The following is a 23,183-nucleotide window of genomic DNA, read 5'->3' as shown; positions in this document are numbered from 1 at the left end:
ACGCCCGTCGAAGCGGGCGCTGACTTTCAGGCGAAGACCCGCTGGGCGTGCAAGCCCAGGCCCTGGGCCACGGAAGCCAGCCGGTCGCCGCGCACCGTGCGCGCCTGGGCGTAGGGCGCGGCGATGCGCTGGGCCAGCGGCGCCAGGCCGGTGGAACCGCCGGTCAGGTAGACCGCCTCGATGCGCTCGGGCGTGACGCCGGCCAGCCGCACCGTCTCCAGCCCGGTCTGGACGATGCGCTCCAGGTCGGTCTCGATCGCGTCCAGCGCCTGGGTCTCACCCAGCTGCGCCTGCAGCCCGCGCTCCAGGCTGTCCAGCGCGATGGTGGCGTCGCGTCCCTCGGCCACCGCGATCTTGGCGGCCTCGGCCTGCGCCAGCAGGCCATGGCCCAGGCGTTCCTCGGCAATGGTCATCAGCCGCCGGTGCAGCACCGGGTCGGCATAGAAGGCCTTCATCCCCCGCAGCTCCATCACCCGCGGCAGGGTGTAGACGGTGTTGATCAGGTGCCAGGTGGCCAGGTCGAAATAGACCTTGCTGGGCACCTCGCGCTCGGCCGGCTTGGGGCCGCGGGCGCGGTAGCCGGCCAGCGGCAGGATGGCGCTGAGCTCCACATGGCGGTCGAAGTCGGTGCCGGCCACATGCACACCGTGGCTGGCCAGGATGTCGTCGGCCCGGTCGATGCGGGCGCTGCGCTGCGGCCCCACCCGCACCACCGAGAAGTCCGAGGTGCCGCCGCCGATGTCGGCCACCAGCACCAGCTGCTCATGGTCCACCGTGGCCTCGTAGTCCAGCGCCGCGGCGATGGGCTCGAACTGGAAGGCCACTTCCTGGAAGCCGACCTGACGCGCCGCGGCCTCCAGCGCGGCCTGGGCCTGGGCGTCACGGGCCGGGTCGTCGTCCACGAAGAACACCGGTCGGCCCAGCACCGCACGCGGGATGGCGTGGCCGGCCTCGCGCTCGGCCAGGGTCTTGAGGTGGCGCAGGTAGCCGGCGATGACCTCCAGAAAGGTCACCGCATGGCCTTCGCCCAGGTCGGTGCTCTGCTCGATCAGCGAGGAGCCCAGCACGCTCTTCATCGAGCGCATCAGCCGACCCTCGACGCCGTCCACATAGGCGCGCAGCGCGGCGCGGCCGTACAGGCGCTCGGGCGCCTGGTCGGGGGCCAGGTCTTCCAGCGCGTAGAAGACCGCGGTGGGCATGGTGCGCTGGCCGGGCTCCACCTCGACCAGGCGCACCTGGGCGGCGGCCACCGGCAGGGCGATGGCCGAGTTGGAGGTGCCGAAGTCGATGGCGCAGAAGCCGGCGGTGGCGCCGGCGGAGGGCGAAGCGGTCGTCATGGCAGCGCGGAAACGAAAAGGGCGGCGATTGTGGCACGCAGGGGCCACCTTCGCCGCCCAGGGTCGGGCGCGGCCTTGGAAAGTCGTCCTCAGGTGGCCGCGGCCACCTGGGAAGCCGTGCTCAGGCGGCCACGGCCACCTGGGGCTTGCCGGCGGGCAGGGCCTCACCGCAGAAGCCGAACTGCAGCTGCGGGCGCTTGCCGCTGATCAGCTCGGCCATGGCCTTGCCGGAGCCGGCGCCATGGGTCCAGCCCAGGGTGCCGTGGCCGGCGTTGAGCCACAGGTTGCTGATCTTGCTGCGGCCGATGTAGGGGATGTTGTTGGGCGTGCTGGGGCGCAGGCCGGTCCAGAAGTTGGGCTCGCTGGTGTCGGCCACGCCGGGGAAGAGCTGCTCGTAGCGGCGCACCAGGGCGGCGCAGCGGGCCTTGGCGGTGGGCGTGTCCAGCCGGGTGTCCAGGCCGGCCATCTCGGCGGTGCCGGCCACGCGGATGTGGTCGCCCAGGCGCGAGATGGCGACCTTGGCGCCGTCGTCCAGCAGGCTGACCATGCTGGCCGCCTCGGGCTTCTTCAGGCGCATGGTGGCCGAATAGCCCTTGGCCGGGTAGATGTCCAGGTCGATGCCCAGGGGACGCAGCAGGGCCGGGGTGTAGGAGGCCATGGCCACCACCACCTGGTCGCCGGTGACGGTGCGCGACAGGCCGGTGCTGTGGTCCACCAGCTTGACGCCCGAGACCTCGCGGCCACGCAGGTCGAAGCCCTGCACCTCGTGCTGCCACAGGAACTTGACGCCGCGCTCGGCGCAGCGCTGGGCCAGCTGCTGGGTGAAGACCTTGGCGTCGCCGGATTCGTCGCTGGGCGTGTAGGTGCCGCCGAAGATCTGCTGGGTCGAGTGGGCCAGGGCCGGCTCGACCTTCAGCACGTCTTCACGGCTCAGGATGCGGCGGTCCACGCCGTAGTCGCGCATCAGCTCGGCCGCCTGGGCACCGGCCTCGAAGTCCTTCTGCGAGGAGAAGAAGTGCAGGATGCCCTTCTCCAGGCGGTTGTAGTCGATGGTCGTGCTGGCCAGGATTTCCTTGAGCGCGGCGTGGCTGTACATGCCCAGGGACACCAGCTGCTGGACGTTGCGGGCAAAGGCCGCGTCGGTGCACTGGGTCAGGAACTTCAGGCCCCAGCGCCACTGGTACGGGTCCAGGTGGGGGCGGAACAGCAGCGGCGCGTCGTCCTTGAGCAGCCACTTGGCCACCTTGAAGGGCGCGCTGGCATTGGCCCAGGGCTCGCAGAAGCAGACCGAGATCTGCGCGCCGTTGGCGTAGGTGGTCTCCAGGCCGGCGTCCGGCTGGCGGTCCACCACGGTGACTTCATGGCCTTCCTGGGACAGGAACCAGGCGGTGGCCGTGCCGATGATGCCGGCGCCGAGAACGATGACCTTCATGCCGCAACCTCGCGAGAAAAAATGGGACCCGACACCTGATCGATGTCAATGGGCGCATTCTGCGCAGAGGTCTGGCAGCAATGAAGATACTTTAATGAATTTCAGAGGCGATCAGTTTCTCTAATGTCTCAGGCGACGTCGGAAGGACCTCAGCGCACGAGCAGGACCGGCAGCTCGCAGCCGGCCATGACCTTGGTGGCCACCGAACCCAGCACCAGGTTGCCCAGAGTGCCGTGGCCGTGCGAGCCCATGATCAGCAGGTCGTAGCCGCCCTTCTTGGCCTGGGCCGTGATCTGGTCGGCCGCCGGCCCCACCTTGGCCAGGAACTCGGCCGGGATCTTCTGGCGGTTGAAGAAGGTGCGGATGGGCTTGAAGACCTTCTCGGCCTCGTCCTCGTAGTGGGACTTCAGCATGGCCTTGTCCAGCACCGCGGCGGCGCGCGGCGGCACGGCCGGCACGACGGTGATGACGGTGTATTGGTGCTGGCCACCCAGCCATTCGTCGTGCGCGGCCAGGTAGGCCAGCATGCGCTTGGTGTAGGGGCTGCCATCGGCGGGCACGAGGATCTTCATCGTCATCTCCTGGTGAGTTCTGGCTCCAGTGTGTCAGCCTGACCCGGGCTTCTCTTGCCCGGGATCAAGCCTGTGGCTCAGACCTCGATGAGGCGGTGAGGTTCAAAGCCCTCGGCTTCGCCCTTCTTGGCCAGGCCGCGGGCCTGGCAGACCACCCGGGCGGGCGCGCGACCGGGCCGCTCGATGCGGTAGTCGTGGCGGCAGTGCAGGTGCCCGTGCAGCCACAGGTCGGCCCGCGGGATCAGGTCGTCATCGGCGTTGCAGAAGCTGGCCGTGCCGGGCTGCCGGCCAAAGCGCGGATCGGCGCTGCGCAGGCTGGGCGCGAAGTGGGTGATCACCACGGTGGCATCCCAGGTGCCCTGGGCGGGCTGCATCAATGCAGCTTCCAGCCAGGCCCGGTCGGCCAGGCCGGCGGCGCGCACCGCCTCGGGGTCGAAGACCGCGCCGCCACGGGTGCTCTGCTGCACCCGGGTGAAGTAGCTGGCCGCGCGCATCGCGCGCTCCCGTTCACCCACGCCAAAGAGGTCGAAGTCACTCCAGCGCACTGTGCCCAGAAAGCGCACCCGCCGACCGTCCGCACCGGTGCGCACCGTGGCGTCGTGCTCCAGCAGGGTGATGCCCAGTTCGGCGCAGCGCGCGCGCAGACCGGCCAGGGCCTCGTCCAGGTCGCGGCGGTCGAACTCGTGGTTGCCCGGCACGAAGATCACCGGCACCGGCCAGTCGGCAAAGCGGGCCAGGCCGTCCCAGGTGGCGTCCACATCGCCGGCCAGCACCAGCAGCTCGGCGCCGGGGGCCGGCGTCGGGTCGAAGGTCTCGGTCTCGAGGTGGAGGTCGGACAGGAGCTGGAGTCGCATGGGCGGCAAGTGTCGCCCATGCGGGCCGGGCAGACCGGCTCAGCGCGCCAGGGCGGCTTCGAGCTTCTGCTTGGTGGCGCTCAGCTCGGCCGGCAGGTGGTAGGCCAGCTTGTCGAACAGCTCCTGGTGCAGGGCCAGTTCGTCCTTCCAGGCGGCCGGGTCGGCGTCGATGATGCTGTCGAACTGGGCCTTGGAGAAGTCCAGGCCGGTCCAGTCCAGATCTTCGTAGCGCGGGCTGATGCCGAAGAAGTGTCCTTCGCCCTGGGCCTGGCCCTCGATGCGGCCGATCATCCACTTCAGCACGCGGGCGTTGTCGCCATAGCCCGGCCAGACGAACTTGCCGTCGGCGCCCTTGCGGAACCAGTTGACGCAGAAGATCTTGGGCAGCTGGGCGCCCTCGCCCTCCAGCTTGTGCTCGATGTCGAGCCAGTGCTGGAAGTAGTCGCTCATGTTGTAGCCGCAGAAGGGCAGCATGGCGAAGGGGTCGCGGCGCACCACGCCCTGGGCGCCGAAGGCGGCGGCGGTGGTCTCCGAGCCCATGGTGGCGGCCATGTAGACGCCCTCGGTCCAGGTGCGGGCCTGGGTCACCAGCGGCACCGTGGTGCTGCGGCGGCCGCCGAAGATGAAGGCGTCGATGGCCACGCCCTTGGCGTCGTCCCAGGCCGGGTCCAGCGCCGGGTTGTTGGTGGCGGCCACGGTGAAGCGCGAGTTCGGGTGCGCGGCCTTGGCGCCGGTCTCCTTGGCGATCTGCGGCGTCCAGTCCTTGCCCTGCCAGTCGATGGCGTGGGCCGGCGGCTCGCCGTCCATGCCCTCCCACCAGACGTCGCCATCGTCGGTCAGCGCGACGTTGGTGAAGATCACGTCCTTCTTCAGCGACGCCATGCAGTTCGGGTTCGTCTTGAAGTTGGTGCCCGGGGCCACGCCGAAGTAGCCGGCTTCCGGGTTGATGGCATAGAGGCGGCCATCCTTGCCGGGCTTGATCCAGGCGATGTCGTCACCGATGGTGGTGACGGTCCAGCCGCCCAGGGCCGCCGGCGGGATCAGCATGGCGAAGTTGGTCTTGCCGCAGGCGCTGGGGAAGGCGGCCGCGACGTGGTACTTCTTGCCCTCGGGGTTGGTCACGCCCAGGATGAGCATGTGCTCGGCCAGCCAGCCCTGGGTGCGGCCCATGGTGGAGGCGATGCGCAGCGCGAAGCACTTCTTGCCCAGCAGGGCGTTGCCGCCGTAACCCGAGCCGTAGGACCAGATCTCCTGGGTCTCGGGGTAGTGGACGATGTACTTGGTGCTCGGGTTGCAGGGCCAGACGGTGCTGTCCTTCGCGCCCTCGGCCAGCGGCGCGCCCACGGTGTGCACGCAGGGCACGAAGTCGCCGTCGGTGCCCAGCAGGTCGATCACGGCCTTGCCCATGCGGGTCATCAGCTTCATGTTCACGGCCACATAGGCCGAGTCCGACAGCTCCACGCCGATGTGGGCGATGGGCGAGCCCAGCGGGCCCATGCTGAAGGGAATGACGTACAGCGTGCGGCCGGCCATGCAGCCCTTGAACAGGGCCTGCTCACCGGTCTGCAGCAGCGCGCGCATCTCGGTCGGGGCCATCCAGTTGTTGGTGGGGCCGGCGTCTTCCTTCTTCTGGCTGCAGATGAAGGTGCGGTCTTCGACCCGCGCCACGTCGGACGGATCGGTCACGGCCAGGTAGCAGCCCGGGCGCTTGACCGGGTCGAGTTTCTTGAAGGTTCCAGCGTCGACCAGCTGCTGGCACAGGCGGTCGTACTCTTCCTGGCTGCCATCGCACCAGTACACGTCCTTGGCCTGGGTCAGGGCCGCGATCTCGCGGACCCAGGCCAGCAGGCGGGCATTCTTGACGTAGGCGGGGGCGTTCAACGACACGCCCGGGGCGGCAGGATGGTTCATGGACAGCGCTCCTCAAGAGGGGAAAGGCGGAATGGGGCCAGCACCTGCAGGCCGGGGCCGGCCTCTGGCGAACAGCTCGCCCGAGGCGCTCGCCCCATCCCGTGAAGGGGGCAGACAGGCAGCCCGGATGCAGGCGCCGGACCCGTCCGGGATGTGAACGAGCGGCCCTGCCCCGGCTGCGCGAGGGGTGACTTTTGAGTGTAATTCGGTGGTAACCGTCGTGGCTCGCGGGAAGCCATGCAAAAGACGCATGACGGAATGTGCATCTCGACTGAACCCCGCGGGTTCACCCTGATCAGTGCAAATGAGACATAATCTCATTCACGTTTCACCCGGACCTGGTTTGCGTCATGTTGTTGTCCCAACTGCCCACGGGCGCCCGTGCCCTGGTTGACCGCTTGGAAGCGGCCAGCCCCGCGATCGATGACGGCACGCTGCTGCGGCTGGCGGAGCTGGGCTTTCTGCCCGGCGAGCCGGTGCAAATCGTGCAGCGTGGCCCGGGCGGGCGCGAGCCCCTGGCGGTGCTGGTGGGCGACACCCTGTTCGCCCTGCGTCTGGTGGAAGCCGGCTGCGTGGCGGTGACGCCCGCGGCGGCCTGAGGAGAGCGACCATGAGCGAGACCGTGGCCGCCACCCTGGGCGAACTGAAGCACCGCGCCCCCAGCATCGCGCTGGTGGGCAACCCGAACTGCGGCAAGACCGCCCTGTTCAACCTGCTGACCGGCGCGCGCCAGAAGGTGGCCAACTACGCCGGCGTGACGGTGGAGCGCAAGATGGGGCAGGTGCGCCTGCCCGATGGCCGCACCGTCTCGGTGATCGACCTGCCCGGCACCTACAGCCTGCGCCCGGCCACGCTGGACGAGCAGGTGACGCTGGAGGTGATCGAAGGCCGGCGCGCCGGCGAGGACGTGCCCGACCTGATCGTGGCCGTGGTGGATGCCACCAACCTGCGCATGAACCTGCGCCTGGTGCTGGAGCTGCGCGCCCTGGGCCGCCCGATGGTGCTGGCCCTGAACATGGCCGACGTGGCCCGTGACCGCGGCCTGGCCATCGACACCGCCGCCCTGGCCGAGGAGCTGGGCTGCCCGGTGGTGGAAACCGTGGGCGTGCGCAACGACGGCCACGCCGCGCTGCTGGCCCAGTTGGGCCCCAGCCTGACGGCCGCCGCCGGCCAGCATGTGCCGGCCTGCATCAACGCCAGCGAGGAAGTGTCGCTGGACGACGTGATGGCCCTGCAACAGCAGGTGCGCCGCATCCTGGCCCGGGTGCAGCCGCCGGTGGCCAGCAAGCCCCGGCTGGATGCCCAGCTCGACCGCTGGGTGATGCACCCGGTGGTGGGCCCGCTGCTGCTGGCCGTGCTGCTGTTCATCGTCTTCCAGGCGGTGTTCTCCTGGGCCAGCGTGCCCACCGACCTGATCGACGGCGGCATGAAGGCGCTGGGCGCCTGGGCCAGCGCGCACATGGCCGAGGGCCCGCTGCGCAGCCTGATCGTCGATGGCGCCATCGCCGGGGCCGGCAGCGTGCTGGTCTTCCTGCCGCAGATCCTGATCCTGTTCGCCTTCATCCTGGTGCTGGAGGACTCCGGCTACCTGCCGCGGGCGGCCTTCCTGCTCGACACCCTGATGGGCAAGGTCGGCCTCTCGGGCCGGGCCTTCATCCCGCTGCTGTCCTCCTTTGCCTGCGCGGTGCCCGGCATCATGGCCACCCGTACCATCAGCAACTGGCGGGACCGGCTGACGACCATCATGATCGCGCCGATGATGACCTGCTCGGCCCGCCTGCCGGTCTATGCGCTGCTCATCGCCGCCTTCGTGCCCAACACCTCGATGGGCCCCTTCAACCTGCGCGGCCTGACGCTGTTCGCCCTCTATGTGGCCGGCATGCTGGGCTCGGTGCTGGTGGCCTGGATCTTCAAGCGCCTGTGGCACAAGAGCCGCTACCAGCCACTGATGCTGGAGCTGCCGCCCTACCGCCTGCCCAGCCTGCGCAACCTGGGCCTGGGCCTGTGGGAACGCGCCCGCATCTTCGTGCGCCGGGTGGGCACCATCATCTTCGCGCTGACCGTGGTGCTGTGGTTCCTGGCCACCTACCCGGCCCCGCCGGACGGCGCCACCGGCGCGGCCATCCAGTACAGCTTTGCCGGCCAGCTGGGCCGCCTGCTCGAGTACATCTTCGAGCCCATCGGCTTCAACTGGCAGATCGCCATCGCCCTGGTGCCCGGCATGGCCGCCCGCGAGGTGGTGGTGGGCGCCCTGGGCACGGTGTACGCCCTCTCGGCCGCCGATGACGCGGTGGCCGACGCCCTGACCCCGGTGATCGCCCACAGCTGGTCCCTGGCCACCGCGCTGTCCCTGCTGGCCTGGTTCGTCTTCGCCCCGCAGTGCATCTCCACGCTGGCCACGGTCCGGCGCGAGACCAACTCCTGGCGTTACCCCGCCGCCATGGCGATCTACCTCTTCGCCCTGGCCTACGGGGCCGCCTTCATCACCTACCACGTGACCCTGGCGCTGACCGCCTGAAGCAAGGAGCCCCACCATGCTGCAACACCTGATCGTGGCCCTGATCGTCGGGGGTGCCGGCCTGTACGCCGCCTGGACCCTGCTGCCCGCCGCGCTGCGCCGCCCGCTGGCCCGCAAGCTGCTGCCCCTGGCCCCCAACGCCACCTGGCTGCGCAAGGCCGCCGGCAGCGCGGGCGGGGGTTGCGGCGGTGGCGATGGCTGCTGCGGCTGCAGCAGCAGCAGTGACCCGGCCCAACCCAAGCCGGTGACGCTGCACCGCATGCCGCGCCACTGAGCGCGCCCCCGCCACCGCACGCCTCCTGCCACGTCAAGCCGGGCCATCCCGGCTGTCACCACCGCGCCTCGCTGCCCCTGCAGACTGGGGGTTTTCCGTGATGGCGCGTGCCCCCGCCGACACGCGACCATCGCGCCGCACGACCGTTCGTTCGTGCAGAGAACACCGCGAGGAGGAGAGGCACCGTGAAGAAGGCACCACGCACCTGGATGTGGGCGTTCGCTGCCCTGGCCGCCATGGCCGTGGCGGGCACCGCCCTGGCCACCAACTATGCGCTCTGGGTCAATGGCCGCGGCGGCGGCGGTGTGGCCGGCAACTATGCCGACTTCACCTACTGGGGCCCGTCCTCCACCGCCGCGGGCGTCAACAAGAAGGCCGTCAACTGGGACGGCTACAACCACATCTCGGACCAGAACTACCTGATCCGCAACGCGCTGGACTGCTACTGCACCGGCAGCAACTGGTGCTACATCGCCGCCCACAGCGCAGGTGACCTGATGATGGGCTACACCCTGGCGATGTACGGTGGCAGCAGCCGCACCATCACCAACGCCACGCCCAACAGCGCGGGCGTGTGCAGCGCCAGCGGCGCCGGCACGCAGACCGGCTGGAACATCAAGTGGGTGGACATCGCCGCGGGCGCCGGCGGCGGCAGCGAGCTGGCCGACCTGGGCGACTGGGCGATGTCCGAGCCGCTGGTGTCGGACCTGAAGACCAGCACCGCCCGGGCCATGTACGACCACAGCAGCACCCGCGCGATCTGGTTCTACATGTACGCCGGCGCCTCGGGCACGCTGTACTCCGGCCTGCTGCCAGGGCAGGACGACGAGGCCGTGGCCTACCACTCCTCGGGCGGCGTCTCGGGCAGCAGCGGCGCGGCCTTCTGCAACCCCAGCGACTGGTTCTGCAACGACCTGACCCTGGGCACCGCGGCCAACGAGGGCGGACGGGCCAAGTGGGGCTACCACTCGGTCAAGTTCCGCGACGACAACGAGGCCTACAACCACTACACCAACGGCAACTGGGCCGGGGTGACCTCGCTGGTGCGCACCGACATGGTCAACAACGCGCGCTGAGCGCCCAGGCGAGGCCGACGGTGCGCAAGCGGGTGTGGATGATGCTGGGCGCGGGCCTGCTGGCCGCCGGCCTGGGCTGGTGGTCGGCCGGCGCCGCGCCCAGCCCGGCCGAGGCCCCGGCCCCTGCGGCGGCGCCGTTCTCCGCCGCGCCCGCCTCGGGCCTCTCCCGGGCCCCCTACAGCGCCGCCGGCCTGAAGCAGCGCGACCGCCGCCTGTCCCTGGCGCAGGACCGGCTGGCGCGCGCGCAAGAGACCCTGGCCAGCTACCGCCAGGCCACGGTCTACCCGCCGGAATCGCGCCCCTTGCGCGAACACCCCGACCAGCTGCGCCCCTTCGCCCCCATCCAGCAAAGCCTGCCGCTGCGCCGCCCTGGCCAGGATCCGGCCTCGGGCGTGCGCATCGTCACCACCCAGGAGAAGGTCTTCGCCAGCGGCGCCGAGACGGTGAAGCTGACCGTGGCCGCCGTGGACGACAACGGGCAGAGCCTGCCGCTGACCATCCCCCGCGCGGTGGCCTTCGACCTGCCCGACCCGCGCCAGGCCGCCGGCCGCCCGCAGGTGGCCATCGACTTCAACGATGCCGGCCTGGGCGCCGACCTGCTGGCCGGGGACGGCACCTACAGCGCGCTGCTGGCGCCGTCGCTGCAGGGCTTTGCCGATTACGCCGGCACCGTGCGCGTGCAGGTGGAGCTCAACCAGGACGGCCGCAGCGGGATGGTGTCCTTCGACGTGGTCTACCAGCCGCTGGTGCCGGCCGAATGGGGCGGCATCCGCGAATCGGTGGTGAACGGCTCGCTGGCCTTCGACCTGCAGGCCCAGGTGCATCAGGCCGGGCGCTATGTGGTCAACGCCCGGGTGGTGGACGCCCGTGGCCAGCCCCTGGCCCTGTTGACCTTCAACGACGAGGTCGGCACCGGGGCGCAGCGCTTCCGGCTGACGCTGTTCGGCCGGCTGATCCGCGATGCCCAGCCCGTCTTCCCGCTGCGGCTGCAGGACGTGGAGGGTTTTCTGCTGCTGCCCGACCAGTTCCCCGACCGGGCCATGCTGCCGCGCCGTGCCGGCGTGGTGTACAGCTCGCAGCGCTACGGGCTGGACCGATTCTCCGACGCCGAATGGCAGAGCGAAGAACGCAGCCGCTACCTGACCGAGTACCAGAAGGATGTGGACCAGGCCGCCCAGGACCTGGCCGGGCTGGGCGGCAGCGGCCCCTGACACCCCGGCCGCCGTGCGGCCAGGCGCGCACCCGCACAATGCGGGCCATGAGAGTTCTGAGCGTGAACGTGGGCACCGCGCGGCCGGTGCAGATCGGCGGGCGCACCGTGATGACGGCCATTGCCAAGCAGCCGCAATCCGGGCCGGTGGCCATCGGGCCGATGGGCCTGGCCGGCGACGAGCAGGCCGACCCCACGGTGCACGGCGGCCTGTCCAAGGCCGTCTACGCCTACCCCAGCGAGCACCTGGCCTTCTGGCGCACGGTGCGGGCCCAGGCCCGCGTGGCCGGCTGGGACGCCGAGGTGCCACCCGGCCTGGTGGGCGAGAACCTGACGCTCCAGGGTCTGACCGAGCGCCAGCTGTGGATCGGCGACCGGCTGCACCTGCCCGCGCGCGACGGCCAGCGCGCCGTGCTGGTGGTCAGCGAGCCGCGCCAGCCCTGCTTCAAGTTCAACGCGGCCATGGGCTTTGCCCAGGCCGCCAAGATGATGGCCCAATCGGGCTTTTGCGGCAGCTACCTGGCGGTGCTGCAGCCGGGCTGGGTGCAGGCTGGCGACGTTATCGAACTGGAGCCCGGCCCGCGCGAGCTGGCCCTGCCCGAGCTGTTCCGGGCCAAGATGCACCGGAACAAGGTGGACTGAGGACTCAGCCCAGGGTCGGGTAGTCGGTGTAACCCTCGGGGCCGCTGCCGCCGTAGAGCTTGGCCGGGTCCACCGGGTTGAGCGGCGCGTTCTCGCGCAGGCGGCGCGTCAGGTCCGGGTTGGAGATGGCCGGCTTGCCGAAGGCCACCAGGTCGGCCGCACCGCTGTCCACCGCGGCAATGGCCATGGCGCGGTCGTAGCCGTTGTTGACCATCCAGGCCACGCCGCCAAAGGCCGCCCGCAGCGCGGCGAAGTCGAAGGTGATGCCCTGGTCGGACAGGTCGCGCGGGCCACCGGTGGCGCCTTCGACCACGTGCACATAGGCCAGCTTCATCGGCGCCAGCACGCCGGCCACCGCGGCGAACAGGGCCTGGGCGTTGCTGTCCTGGCCGATGTCGTTGGCCGGGGTGATGGGCGACAGGCGGATGCCGGTGCGGTCGGCACCGATCTCGGCCACGATGGCTTCGGCCACCTCGCGCAGGAAGCGCACGCGGTTCTCGATGGAGCCGCCGTAGGCGTCGCTGCGGTCGTTGCAGCTGTCGCGCAGGAACTGCTCGATCAGGTAGCCGTTGGCGGCATGGATCTCGACGCCGTCGAAACCGGCCTCGATGGCGCAGCGCGCGGCATGGCGGTAGTCCTGCACCGTGGCGGCGATCTCCTCCACCGTCAGCGCGCGCGGCGCCGAGGTGGGCGCGAAGCCGCCGGCGATGTAGGTCTTGCTGTTGGCCGGCTTGCGGGTGGAAGACACCGGCGCCGCGCCACCCGGCAGCAGCGAGCTGTGCGAGATGCGGCCCACGTGCCAGAGCTGCACGACGATCTTGCCGCCCTCGGCGTGCACCGCGTCGGTCACCTTCTTCCAGGCGGCCACCTGCTCGGGCGTGTAGACGCCCGGGGTGTCGAGGTAGCCATGGGCCATCGGGCTGATGGGCGTGGCCTCGGTGATGATCAGGCCCATGCCGGTGGAGGGCTTGGCGCGCTGGCGGTAGTACTCGACCATCAGGTCGTTGGGCACCTGGTTCGTGGCCCGGTTGCGGGTGAGCGGCGCCATGACGACGCGGTTGTCCAGCGCGATGGCGCCGGCCTGGAAGGGGGTGAAGAGCTTGTCCATGGCGCGAAGCGTAGCGAGACCGGTACAGTGCGGGATTGATCTGTCCTGAAAGACCCCCCGAATGCTGGCCTATCGTCACGGCTTCCATGCAGGCAACCATGCGGATGTGCTAAAGCACCTGGTGCTCACGCGCGTGCTGCGTTACCTGGGCGAGAAGGACAAGCCTTTCCGCTACATCGACACCCATGCCGGCGCCGGGGGTTATCTGCTCAAGGGCGCCCAGGCCCAGAAGACCACCGAGTACCGCGAGGGCATCGGCCGCCTGTGGAGCCGGGCCGACCTGCCACCGCTGACCGCCGACTATGTGCGCCTGGTGCAGGAGTTCAACCTTCAGCCCGACGAGAACGGCCAGGCCCCGGTGCTGGAAAAAGGCATGACCCCGCCGCTGGCGCTCTACCCGGGCTCGCCCTCCATCGCCCGCCAGCTCATGCGCAAGGGCGATTCGATGCGCCTGTTCGAACTGCACCCGGCCGATGCCCGCACCCTGGCCACCCATTTCGGGCCCAGCAAGCATGTGCAGGTGCTCAACGAAGACGGCTTTGCCGGCCTCAAGGGCCAGGTGCCGCCCTCGCCGCGCCGCGCCCTGGTGCTGATCGATCCCTCCTACGAGCTGGTGCAGGACTACGGCAAGGTGGTGTCCAGCCTGCGCGACGCGGTGCAGCGTTTCGCCGAGGGCGTCTACATGGTCTGGTACCCGCAGGTCAGCCGGGTGGAGGCGGTGCAGCTGCCCAAGCGGCTGACGGCCCTGGCGCCCAAGGGGTGGTTGCATGTGCGCCTGACCGTGTCCCAGCCCGACCCGCAGGGCTTCGGCCTGGTGGGCAGCGGGGTGTTCATCCTGAACCCCCCCTGGACCCTGCACCAGGAACTGGCGGCCGAGTTGCCCTTCCTGGTGGACACGCTGGCCCAGTTCGACGGCGCCAGCTACCTGCTGGAAGAGCAGCCGGCCTGAGCGCCCACGGGTAGACGGACCTCAGCCCGGGGCCGACCAGCGGGCCCGCAGCCTGGCCATCCAGCCGGTCTCGGCGGGCGGCGCAGCGTGCAGGTCGGCGGCCATCGGGCCGTCCCGATCCGGCGCCGCGGCCGGATCCTCCTCGGTCAGGCAGCTCAGCAGACCCTGGCGATCCATCTCGGCCAGGAAATCCTCGCACTCGGTCTCGCCCACATTGCTGAGCGCGGCCAGCCCCGACAGGCTGAGCGAACGCGACAGCAGCAGGCTGGCCAGCCGAGGCAGGTAGCGGTGGTGCACCAGGCTGCCCGGGGCCGGCCAACGGCGCAGGCGGTAGAGGTGCGGGCCGGCCCGCCAGGCCGCCACGGGATCGGCCAGCGGCGCCGCGGCGGCCTCTGGCACGATCAGCATGGCGGCCGGCGTGGCCGGGGCGGCGACCGGCTCTGGCCGGCGGGGCCGGTACCAGGACGGCATGCCCGCCTGGCGACGCGCCGGCTGCATGCGCTCGACATCGCGCAGCACCAGCAGCAGGGCCGCCGCCTCGAAGGGTTCCTGGAGCGAACACCCCTGGCCGGCGCCCGCGGCGAGGGGTCGCTCGGGCGCATCCACCCACACCAGCCGCACCGGCGGCACCACCGGCGGCATGGGCACGCCCCGCGGCAGCAGCACCACATCGGCCTCCTCGGCCGGCCCCAGCACCCAGGCATCGGCCGTGCTGCCGCCCAGGTGTTCCAGCGCCTGGCGCAGCTGCGCCAGCGAGTGATTGGGCAACAGGTGGCCCGCCAGCACCCGGTCGCGGGGCTGGCGGCTCGGCGAGGACAAGGGCAAGGCGTTCATTCGTCCAGCAGGCTCCGATGGACCAGGGCCCCCAGCACGGCGCCCGCCAGCGGCGCCACGATGAACAGCCAGAGCTGCTGCAGCGCCCAGGGCTCGGCAAACAAGGCCACGCCGAAGGAACGCGCCGGGTTCACCGAGGTGTTGGTGACAGGGATGCTGATCAGGTGGATCAGGGTGAGCGCCAAGCCGATCGCAATGGGCGCGAAACCGGCCGGCGCGCGCTCGCTGGTGGCGCCCAGGATGACGATGAGGAAGACCGCGGTCAGCAGCACCTCGGTCAACGCCGCTGCGGCCAGACCGTAGCCGCCGGGCGAGTGTTCACCATAGCCGTTGGAGGCGAAGCCGCCCAGCGTCACGCCGGCCTTGCCGGTGGCGATGGCATAGAGCGCAGCGCCGGCCAGGGCCGCGCCCAGCAACTGGGCCAACACATAGGGCAGCAAGCGGGCGGTGGGCAGGCGGCCAGCCACCCACAGGCCCAGCGACACCGCCGGATTGAAATGCCCGCCCGAAACATGGCCCACGGCATAGGCCATGGTCAGCACCGTCAGGCCGAAGGCCAGGGCCACGCCGGTGAAGCCGATGCCCAGCCCCGGGAAGGCCGCCGCCAGCACGGCACTGCCGCAGCCGCCCAGCACCAGCCAGAAGGTGCCCAGGCATTCGGCCGCCAGCGCTTTGGAGAAAGAATTCATCGGATCCTCGTTCGGGGATGTTGAAAGAGCCGGCAGCCTAGAAACTGCCAGGCGCGGGGGCCATCCCCCAAGCCGCCAGGGCGTGATCAATGTCACCATGACGAACTTCTCCCAGAGACAAACTGCAACAGAGATGAGAACTCCGCACATCCCCCCGACGCAGGATGGCGGCCCGCTGGCCGGCCTGAAGGTTGTCGAGTTGGGCCAGCTGATCGCCGGTCCCTTCGCCGGCAAGACCCTGGGCGACTTCGGTGCTCAGGTCATCAAGGTGGAGCCCCCGGGCACCGGCGACCCGCTGCGCCAGTGGCGGGTGGTGCAGGACGGCACCAGCGTCTGGTGGCAGGTGCAGAGCCGCAACAAGCAGAGCGTGGTGCTGGACCTGCGCACCGACGAGGGCCGGGCCGAGGTGCGCCGCCTGATCGACGAGGCGGACGTGCTGATCGAGAACTTCAAGCCCGGCACGCTGGAGAAATGGGGCATGGGCTACGAGACCCTGGCCGCCCGCAACCCCGGGCTGATCATGCTGCGCATCAGCGGCTACGGGCAGGACGGCCCCTACCGCGACCTGCCGGGCTTCGCCGTGGTGGCCGAGGCCATGGGCGGCCTGCGCCACCTGATGGGCGAGCCCGGCCGCCCGCCGGTGCGCGCCGGCGTCAGCCTGGGCGACACCCTGGCCGCGCTGCACGGCGTCATCGGCGTGCTGCTGGCCCTGCAGACCCGCGCCAAGTCCGTCAGCCCCGAGGCGCCCAGGGGCCGCGGCCAGGTGGTGGACGTGGCCCTGTACGAAGCCGTCTTCAACTGCATGGAAAGCCTGCTGCCCGAGTACAGCGCAGCCGGCCTGGTGCGCCAGCCCGCCGGCTCGGCCCTGCCGGGCATCGCCCCCAGCAACGCCTACCGCTGCGCCGACGGCCAGGTCGTCATCGGCGGCAACGGCGACAGCATCTACAAGCGCCTGATGGCCGCCATCGGCCGCGACGACCTGGGTGAGGCCCCCGACCTAGCGCACAACGCCGGCCGCGCCGCCCGGGTGGACGAGATCGACGCGGCCATCACCGCCTGGACGGTGCAGCGCCCGGTGGCCGAGGTGGTGGCCACGCTGCAGGCGGTGAGCGTGCCGGTGGGCCGCATCTACACGGTGCAGGACATCGCCGAGGACCCGCACTACCGGGCCCGCGGCATGATCGAACGCATCGTCACCACCACCGGTCAGGTGCTGGAGGTGCCGGGCATCGTGCCCAAGCTCTCGGCCACGCCGGGGGCGATCCGCACGCTGGCGCCGGGGCTGGGGGAGCACGACGAGACGCTGCTGGGTCGTCGTCCTGGCGACGCTCTGCCGGGCCCCACCTGAGCGCCGTGGGGCCCGCCTGTGTACGCTCAGGAGAGCCCGCGCCGGTAGGCGGCGGGAGACACCCCGTGCCAACGCTTGAAGGCTTGCGAGAAGGTGGAGAGGTCGGCGTAGCCCAGCCGCTCGGCAATGTCGGTGATCGACAGCGACCGGTCGCCCAGCAGCTCCGCTGCCTCGCGCGCCTGCGTGGAGGCCAGGATCGCGCGGTAGGACTGGCCTTCCTCCTGGAGGCGCCGGCGCAGCGTGCGTTCGCTGGTGTGGGTCCAATCGGCCATCCGCCCCAGGCTGGGCCGGGCATCGCTGGCGGTGGCGTCCAGCACCTGTCGGACCAGGGTGGCCGTGCCCGAGCGCAGGCGCCGACGCTCCACCAGCCTGGCGCACATCTCGTCGCACATGGCGGCCGACGTGGGGTTGGCGTTGGGCAGCCTGCGCGCCAGCCAGTGGCTGTCACAGGACAGGCCGTAGCCATCGGCGTCGTAGCGTGGCGACACGCCCGCCACGCTCGTCACCACCGATGAGGGGCGAAAGGCGCGCCCCCGCCCGCGCTGCAGCTCACAGGCCGAGAGCTGAAATCCCGCCCCGCCGAGCTCGCTCATCAGCGCCGCCGCCGCGGCCAGGTCGCGCTCCACCAGGAAGCGACTCAGGCCGGGCGCCAACGCCGGCGGACGGAACCGCAAGCAGGCCGTGTGGCCATCGTCGCTGTGCTCGATGAGCGAGTAGGCATGGGTGAGCTGGATGAAGCGCAGCGCACGCTGCAATGCCTGCGCGAGCGTGGCGCTGCAAACCAAACCGTAGCCCCAGAGCCCGAAGGTGGAGAAGCGGTAGCGCAAGCCCACCTCCAGCCCCAGCCCGGGCCGGGCGTTGGACAGGCGCAGCAGGTTCTCGATCACCCGCAGCTCCTGCGTGGCCGTGAACTCGGCGTGGGGATCGTCCAGCCGCGACGGCGCGATCTTGCTGCGCGCCAGCAGCGCGGCCTCGGGCAGGCCCTGCTCCAGACCGAAGTCCAGCAACAGCCGGATGCCTGCCGGACCGCGGGAGAAGTCCCAGAAGCTCATCGGGTGTTTCCCGTAACGTCGCGGGCTTGGCCGAAAAACTAAAGTTTACGGCCATTCCAACCCTTCGTCGGCCGGGCCATCCCCCGGATCATGGCGCCTCTTTTACGGAGCCCTGCCATGATCGAAGTCGATGATGTCGCGCCCCTGCTCGAGGAAGTTTCGAGCTTTGCGCGAGGGCGCGTGGCCACCGAGGCGGCACGCCCTGAACACCCGATGTCTCCCCAGACCGTGTCCGCGCTGACGGACGAGGCGCTGGCACTGGGCCTCCTGCCCGCTGCTCAGGCGCCAGGCGGAGTCGGCCTGTGGGAGAACCTCGACAGCGGCCATGAAATGGCCTTCAACATCGGCCTGCTGCGCCACGTCGCCCGGGCCGACGTGGGACTGGCCTTCGCCTGGCATCGCCAGGCCCTGGCGCACCGGCTGGCCCACGACGCCGACCAGCCCCTGCCGCAGGGCAGCTACTGCCACCTGGTCGGCCACCACGGCCTGGCCCGCACCGCACTCGCCCGCTGGCTGACGACGCAGGATCTGAACAAAGAGGAAACAGCTCTGCTGGCCGACTGGCTGGACCGGCGCACCCATGCCACCCCGGTGGTGCTGCCGCAGGACTGGCAGACCCTCGTCTGGCCCGTCTGGCGGCAGGGCAGCCTGCACTGGCAAGCGCTGGCGCGCGCCCAGGCGTCCATCAGCCTCTGCGCCCCCCAGCACGGCCTGGACGAGCTGCGCCTGTGGCGGGTCAGCGATGCCGGCCCGGGCGGTGAAACCTGGGCCGCAGGCCCCGCATCCATGGCTCGCCTGCTCACGCTGGAGATGGTGGGCCTGCTGGCCATCGCCGAGGGCGGGCTGGCCCGTGGCGAAGAGCAGGTGCGCGACTACGTGGCGATCCGCCGGCAGGGCGGCAAGCTGATCGGCAGCCATCCCGCAGTGCACCAGATGGTCAGCGAGATCCGCGCCATTCGGCAAGGCGCCGAGGTGGCCCTGGCCGCCTGCGAGCGCCCCATCACGGACATCGACCTGGGCCTGCTGGCCGGGCTGCGCGCCAGCCAGCACACGGCGCTGTGCCATGCCGCCAACCAGGCCGTGCAGGTACACGGCGGCATCGGCTACATGCGCGACCTGGGCATGGAGAAGCTGGTGCGCGACCTGAACATGCTGCGGCTGCAGGCCGGCGGCGTGCGCGAGCTCCCCGGCTTCGTCACCGGCTGGAATGGGGGCCGCGAATGAGCACCGCCATCCTGTCCCCGGCCCATCTGGAAGGTCATCTGGCCTTTGACCATCCGCTGTCGCCCCGCAGCCACCTGGCGGACCTGCCCGCGCTGGCCCGGGCCTTCGCCCACTACGACGCCCGGGATCTCTGGGAGACCGACACCCGCCGTCTGCCGCGTCCCTTGGGCCGGCTGCGCCGGCGGGCCCGGGCGTTTGCCGAGGCCTTCATCGCCCCCGCTTCGGCGGAGCTGGACCTGGCCCCTCATCTGCCCCCCGGCCAGGTCCATCCGGCGGCACAGCGCGTCCTGCAGGCGGCGGGGCGGGATGGCTGGCTCAGCTATTTCCTGCCCGCCCCCGTCGGCAGCATGGGCCTGAGCTGTGCGCTCCACAGCCCGATCTGGCAGTGCAGTCTGGTGGTCGAGGAGTTCGCCCGGGCCTGTGGTGGCCTGATGCTGTTGCTGTCGGCCCACCACCTGGGCGTCATGCCCTTGATCCTCTCGGGCAGTCCGTCGGTGATCTGGAAGCATGTGCGCCCGATCTACCAGAGCAACCTGCGCGGCAAGCCCCATCTCGCGGCCTTCGCCATCACCGAGCCGGGCGCAGGCTCCGACGCCGAAGAGGGCCATGGCGCAGCCGCCTATCGCCCCGGCGTGGTGGCCACGCGGGCCCCGGGGGGATGGAAGCTCAACGGGCGCAAGGTCTACATCAGTGGTGGCGACCTGGCCCAATCCCTGACCGTCTTCGCCGCCTTGGAAGGCGAGGGCATGGCGTCCTGGACCTGCTTCCTGGTGCATGCGCCGGCGCCGGGCTTCACGGTCGCACGCACCGAGCTGAAGATGGGCATGCGGGCCTCGGGAGCCGCCGAGCTGGAGTTCAGGGACGTGTTCGTGCCCGACGGCCATGTGATCGGCGGACTGCGGCAGGGCTGGGTGCTCAACCGCGCCACCTTGAACAGTTCGCGCATCCCGGTGGCCTCGATGGGCGTGGGCTTTGCCGCCGCGGCCACGGAAATCGCGCTCCAGTTCGCACTGAGCTACCGCCTGGGCGGCCGGCGCCTGATCGACTACCAGGACGTGCAGATGCACCTGGCCACCATGGTGGCCGAGACCCGCGCCATCCGCAGCCTGGTCTGGCAGGAAGCGCGGCATGCCTGGCAACCCCGACAGCTCTTCGCATCGGCCGCCAAGTTCCACGCCACCGACCGGGCGCAGGTCGTGGCCGAGATGGCCATGGACCTGCTGGCCGACCATGGCGCCGCCCACGAGGCACGCATCGAGCGGGTGTTCCGCGACATCCGGCTGACCCGGATCTTCGAGGGCACCAACCAAATCAACCGCCTGTCGCTGATCGAAGACTGGCAGGGCGAACTGCTGGCCCCGAGGGCCCAGCTGGGAGTGTGAGATGACCGACTGGAACCGCGACCCCTTCTTCCAGGTTCCCCTGAACCTGCTACCCACCTCCGAAGGGGAGGTGGCCATGCCCATCCTGTACCACGACAACTCCAACTTCCTGGCGATGTTCTGGGTGGACCATCCGCGAGCCCAGGCCCAGACCGATGCGGACGGCTTCGAGGCCGTGCGCTTTGGCAACGGCAAGGCGCTGGCGGTGGTGGCCTTCTACGAGTACCGCCAGACGGCCATCGGCCCCTACAACGAAGTGGGTGTGGCGATCGCGGCCGTTCCGCCGGGCACCGCCCTGCCTCGCTCGCCACTGCGTTCTCTCCTGCGCACGCCGGACAGAAATCCGGTGGGGTTCGACATCATCGACCTGCCTGTGACGACGCCCGCAGCCTGCGCCGCCGGACGCGAGATCTGGGGCTACCCGAAGTTCGTCACCCCCATCCGCTTCTCCCTGGGCTCCGGCCAGTTCTGCGGCACCGTCAAGGACCCCGCTGCGCAGGGGCCTATCGTGACGCTGTCAGGCCGCATGGGCCTGAGCGTACCTGCCCCCCTGCTCGACCTGGTGCTGTTCTCGCGCCACCGGGACCAGATTCTGCGCGGCAGTGCCATCACCCGGGGCGGCGGCCGGCTCTGCCTGCCTGGCTCGGTGCGGCTGGAGGTGTCCGACAGTGCGCACCGCATGGCCAACCACCTGCGCGAGCTCGGCCTGGACGGCGCCCGGCCGTTCTGCGTCAGCCACACCCATCGGCTTCAGCTCCGGCTCAACGCCGGGGCGGTGGTGGGCTGAGGCCGCCTTGCTGCCCCGCGCCACGGCGCCGGAGGGCCGGTGTGCGGGATACTGCCGCGGCCGATGGACACCCCGCCCGCCATGACGACCCTGCCGCTTTCCCCCCTGCGCCGGCTGGCGCTGCTGCTGGCCCTGTGCGCCAGCGCCCAGGCCGCCACGCTGCCCGCCCCGGTGGCCGCGCCGCTGCCGCCAGCCCTGCCCGCGGTGGCCAACGCCGCCTGGCCCGCCCCGCTGAGCCTGGAGGTGGACGCCACCGACCTGGCCCACCGCGTGCTGCAGGCCCGGCTGCTGCTGCCGGTGACGCCTGCGGACGCCCAGCGCGAGCTGACGCTGCTGTACCCGCGCTTCCTGCCCGGCGCCCACGGGCCCTATGGCGATGTGAGCCGGCTGGCCGGGCTGATGGTCAGCGCCGGCGGCCGGCCGGTGGCCTGGCAGCGCGACACGGTGGACACCCACGCCTACCGGGTGCAGGTGCCCGCCGGGGTGAGCCAGCTGGAGCTGCGCCTGCAGTACATCGCCCCGGCGCGGCGCAGCAGCGAGCGCATCTCCATCACCCGCAGCCTGCTGAACGTGGAATGGGAGACGGTGTTGCTCTACCCGGCCGGCACGGCCGCCAGCGACGTGCGGGTGCAGACCCGGCTGAAGCTGCCGCCGGGCTGGCAGGCCGCCACGGCCTTGCGCGGGCCGGACGGCCAGGCCCCGGCCGCGGCCGATGGCCAGGGCTGGTGGACCTTCGGCGAGACCTCGCTGGAGACGCTGGTCGACTCACCGTTGTTCGCCGGCGCGGTGCTGCGCCGCGTGGCGCTGGACGCCCCGGGCACGGCCGCCCCGGTCACACTCAACCTGCTGGCCGATGACGCGGCGGCGGTGGCCGCCACGCCGACCCAGCTGGACGCCCACCGCGCCCTGGTGCGCCAGGCCGACCGGCTCTTCGGCAGCCGCCCTTACCGGCATTACGACTTCCTGCTGGCCATCTCCGACGAGTTCGGCGGCATCGGCCTGGAACACCACGAGTCCAGCGAGAACGGGGTGGAGGCCAGCTACTTCACCGACGACTGGGAGCGCGCCATCCGCGCCCGCGAGCTGCTGCCGCATGAGTACGTGCACGCCTGGAACGGCAAGTTCCGCCGCCCGAGCGACCTCTGGACGGCCAACTACAACCAGCCCATGCGCAACAGCCTGCTGTGGGTGTACGAGGGCCTGACCCAGTACTGGGGCCATGTGCTGACGGCACGGGCGGGCCTGTCCACGCCGGAGCAGGCGCGCGACCGCCTGGCCTGGCTGGCCGCCGAGCTGCAGGCCCGCAGCGGCCGGGCCTGGCGCAACCTGCAGGACACCACGCTGGACCCGACCGTCGGCCCAGGCCACACCGCCGAGTGGGAGGACTGGCAGCGCAGCACCGACTACTACGACGAGGGCCTGCTGCTGTGGCTGGACGCGGACACGCTGATCCGCGAGAAGAGCCACCAGCAGCACTCGCTGGACGACGTCGCCCGCGCCTTCTTCGGCGCGCCGCATGCGACGAACGCTGACGGCAGCACCCGGCCGGCCGTCTATGACTTCGACGCGCTGATGCAGGCCCTGAACGCGGTGCAACCGCACGACTGGGCCGGCTTCTTCCGCGACCGGCTGGACGGCCACGACGGCCGCCACCTGCTGGATGGCGTGGAGCGCGGCGGCTGGCGCCTGGTGTGGTCGGCCCAGGAGAGCCGCTTTGCCCAGAACGAGCGCGGATGGAGCGGCCCGGAGGGCGACGAGCGGCCGCAGGACCTGGCCTTCTCGCTGGGCCTGCGGGTGACCAGCGACGGCAAGCTCGAACAGGTCTTCTGGGACAGCCCGGCCTTCCGCGCCGGCCTGGCCCCGGGCATGACGCTGGTGGCCGTCAACGACCGGGCCTACAAGCCCGAGCGCCTGACCGCCGCCGTCACGGCCAACCGCCAGGGCCAGGCCCCCATCCGCCTGCTGGTGCGCGATGGCGACCGTC

The 23,183-nt window shown here is 70.9% G+C and carries 21 protein-coding genes; 12 read left to right on the top strand and 9 right to left on the bottom strand.

Annotated elements, in window-relative coordinates; all coding sequences use genetic code 11:
- Window positions 1-26 precede the first annotated feature (26 nt).
- The 5 genes from I73_RS05575 to I73_RS05555 all read right to left on the bottom strand — a co-directional run bounded on the left by I73_RS05575 (window position 27) and on the right by I73_RS05555 (window position 6,106).
- Window positions 27-1,337, bottom strand: coding sequence for an Hsp70 family protein (locus I73_RS05575; RefSeq protein WP_022979713.1), 1,311 nt, complete (start codon window positions 1,335-1,337; stop codon window positions 27-29).
- Window positions 1,338-1,458: 121 nt separating this feature from the next.
- The gene (locus I73_RS05570; RefSeq protein WP_022979712.1) at window positions 1,459-2,769 is read right to left on the bottom strand and encodes a D-amino acid dehydrogenase; all 1,311 of its coding nucleotides are present in this window, start codon (window positions 2,767-2,769) and stop codon (window positions 1,459-1,461) included.
- Between the two features lie 149 nt (window positions 2,770-2,918).
- Window positions 2,919-3,341 (bottom strand): universal stress protein, encoded by a 423-nt coding sequence (locus I73_RS05565; RefSeq protein WP_022979711.1) that lies wholly within the window; start codon window positions 3,339-3,341, stop codon window positions 2,919-2,921.
- Between the two features lie 77 nt (window positions 3,342-3,418).
- Window positions 3,419-4,195 carry a metallophosphoesterase gene (locus I73_RS05560; protein ID WP_022979710.1) on the bottom strand — a complete coding sequence of 259 codons (777 nt, stop codon included), beginning with the start codon at window positions 4,193-4,195 and terminating at the stop codon, window positions 3,419-3,421.
- Window positions 4,196-4,234: 39 nt separating this feature from the next.
- The gene (locus tag I73_RS05555; protein ID WP_022979709.1) at window positions 4,235-6,106 is read right to left on the bottom strand and encodes a phosphoenolpyruvate carboxykinase (GTP); all 1,872 of its coding nucleotides are present in this window, start codon (window positions 6,104-6,106) and stop codon (window positions 4,235-4,237) included.
- 350 nt (window positions 6,107-6,456) lie between these two features.
- Here I73_RS05555 and I73_RS05550 point away from each other — a divergent pair, with 350 nt between their 5' ends.
- The 6 genes from I73_RS05550 to I73_RS05525 all read left to right on the top strand — a co-directional run bounded on the left by I73_RS05550 (window position 6,457) and on the right by I73_RS05525 (window position 11,826).
- A complete protein-coding gene (locus I73_RS05550) occupies window positions 6,457-6,705 on the top strand; it encodes a FeoA family protein (protein ID WP_022979708.1) in 249 nt (82 codons plus the stop codon).
- An 11-nt stretch (window positions 6,706-6,716) separates the two neighbouring features.
- The gene (locus tag I73_RS05545) at window positions 6,717-8,624 is read left to right on the top strand and encodes a ferrous iron transporter B (protein WP_022979707.1); all 1,908 of its coding nucleotides are present in this window, start codon (window positions 6,717-6,719) and stop codon (window positions 8,622-8,624) included.
- A gap of 16 nt (window positions 8,625-8,640) precedes the next feature.
- Window positions 8,641-8,898, top strand: a complete 258-nt coding sequence (locus tag I73_RS26165; protein ID WP_022979706.1) for a hypothetical protein — start codon at window positions 8,641-8,643, stop codon at window positions 8,896-8,898.
- A gap of 185 nt (window positions 8,899-9,083) precedes the next feature.
- Window positions 9,084-9,974, top strand: a complete 891-nt coding sequence (locus tag I73_RS05535; RefSeq protein ID WP_234409417.1) for a hypothetical protein — start codon at window positions 9,084-9,086, stop codon at window positions 9,972-9,974.
- 20 nt (window positions 9,975-9,994) lie between these two features.
- The gene (locus tag I73_RS26160; protein WP_051049040.1) at window positions 9,995-11,185 is read left to right on the top strand and encodes a hypothetical protein; all 1,191 of its coding nucleotides are present in this window, start codon (window positions 9,995-9,997) and stop codon (window positions 11,183-11,185) included.
- Window positions 11,186-11,232: 47 nt separating this feature from the next.
- The gene (locus I73_RS05525) at window positions 11,233-11,826 is read left to right on the top strand and encodes an MOSC domain-containing protein (protein ID WP_026096347.1); all 594 of its coding nucleotides are present in this window, start codon (window positions 11,233-11,235) and stop codon (window positions 11,824-11,826) included.
- Window positions 11,827-11,830: 4 nt separating this feature from the next.
- Here I73_RS05525 and I73_RS05520 read toward each other — a convergent pair whose 3' ends face one another.
- Window positions 11,831-12,934 carry an alkene reductase gene (locus tag I73_RS05520; protein WP_022979702.1) on the bottom strand — a complete coding sequence of 368 codons (1,104 nt, stop codon included), beginning with the start codon at window positions 12,932-12,934 and terminating at the stop codon, window positions 11,831-11,833.
- Window positions 12,935-12,995: 61 nt separating this feature from the next.
- Between I73_RS05520 and I73_RS05515 the strand changes: the two genes are divergently transcribed.
- Complete coding sequence (locus I73_RS05515) at window positions 12,996-13,883, top strand: 23S rRNA (adenine(2030)-N(6))-methyltransferase RlmJ (RefSeq protein ID WP_022979701.1); 888 nt, start codon at window positions 12,996-12,998, stop codon at window positions 13,881-13,883.
- A gap of 21 nt (window positions 13,884-13,904) precedes the next feature.
- Here I73_RS05515 and I73_RS05510 read toward each other — a convergent pair whose 3' ends face one another.
- The gene (locus I73_RS05510) at window positions 13,905-14,717 is read right to left on the bottom strand and encodes a hypothetical protein (RefSeq protein WP_022979700.1); all 813 of its coding nucleotides are present in this window, start codon (window positions 14,715-14,717) and stop codon (window positions 13,905-13,907) included.
- The gene (aqpZ, locus tag I73_RS05505) at window positions 14,714-15,406 is read right to left on the bottom strand and encodes an aquaporin Z (RefSeq protein WP_022979699.1); all 693 of its coding nucleotides are present in this window, start codon (window positions 15,404-15,406) and stop codon (window positions 14,714-14,716) included. The genes I73_RS05510 and aqpZ overlap by 4 nt, the downstream gene beginning before the upstream one ends.
- Window positions 15,407-15,539: 133 nt before the next feature.
- Between aqpZ and I73_RS05500 the strand changes: the two genes are divergently transcribed.
- Complete coding sequence (locus I73_RS05500; protein ID WP_022979698.1) at window positions 15,540-16,754, top strand: CaiB/BaiF CoA-transferase family protein; 1,215 nt, start codon at window positions 15,540-15,542, stop codon at window positions 16,752-16,754.
- Window positions 16,755-16,780: 26 nt separating this feature from the next.
- Here I73_RS05500 and I73_RS05495 read toward each other — a convergent pair whose 3' ends face one another.
- Entirely contained in the window at window positions 16,781-17,806 is a 1,026-nt protein-coding gene (locus tag I73_RS05495) for an AraC family transcriptional regulator (protein WP_022979697.1), read from the bottom strand.
- Between the two features lie 117 nt (window positions 17,807-17,923).
- Between I73_RS05495 and I73_RS05490 the strand changes: the two genes are divergently transcribed.
- From I73_RS05490 to I73_RS05475, 4 genes are all read left to right on the top strand, one after another.
- Window positions 17,924-19,030 (top strand): acyl-CoA dehydrogenase family protein, encoded by a 1,107-nt coding sequence (locus tag I73_RS05490; protein ID WP_022979696.1) that lies wholly within the window; start codon window positions 17,924-17,926, stop codon window positions 19,028-19,030.
- Window positions 19,027-20,412 carry an acyl-CoA dehydrogenase family protein gene (locus I73_RS05485; RefSeq protein WP_022979695.1) on the top strand — a complete coding sequence of 462 codons (1,386 nt, stop codon included), beginning with the start codon at window positions 19,027-19,029 and terminating at the stop codon, window positions 20,410-20,412. Before I73_RS05490 ends, I73_RS05485 begins: the two co-directional genes overlap by 4 nt.
- Before the next feature lies 1 nt (window position 20,413).
- Window positions 20,414-21,199, top strand: a complete 786-nt coding sequence (locus I73_RS05480) for an acetoacetate decarboxylase family protein (protein WP_022979694.1) — start codon at window positions 20,414-20,416, stop codon at window positions 21,197-21,199.
- A gap of 63 nt (window positions 21,200-21,262) precedes the next feature.
- Window positions 21,263-23,183 (top strand): M61 family metallopeptidase (locus tag I73_RS05475; protein ID WP_022979693.1); only part of this gene is annotated, 1,921 nt, incomplete at its 3' end.

The organism is Ideonella sp. B508-1, assembly GCF_000333615.1.
Lineage (GTDB): Bacteria > Pseudomonadota > Gammaproteobacteria > Burkholderiales > Burkholderiaceae_C > Ideonella.
This window is presented reverse-complemented; position numbering and strand designations above follow the sequence as displayed.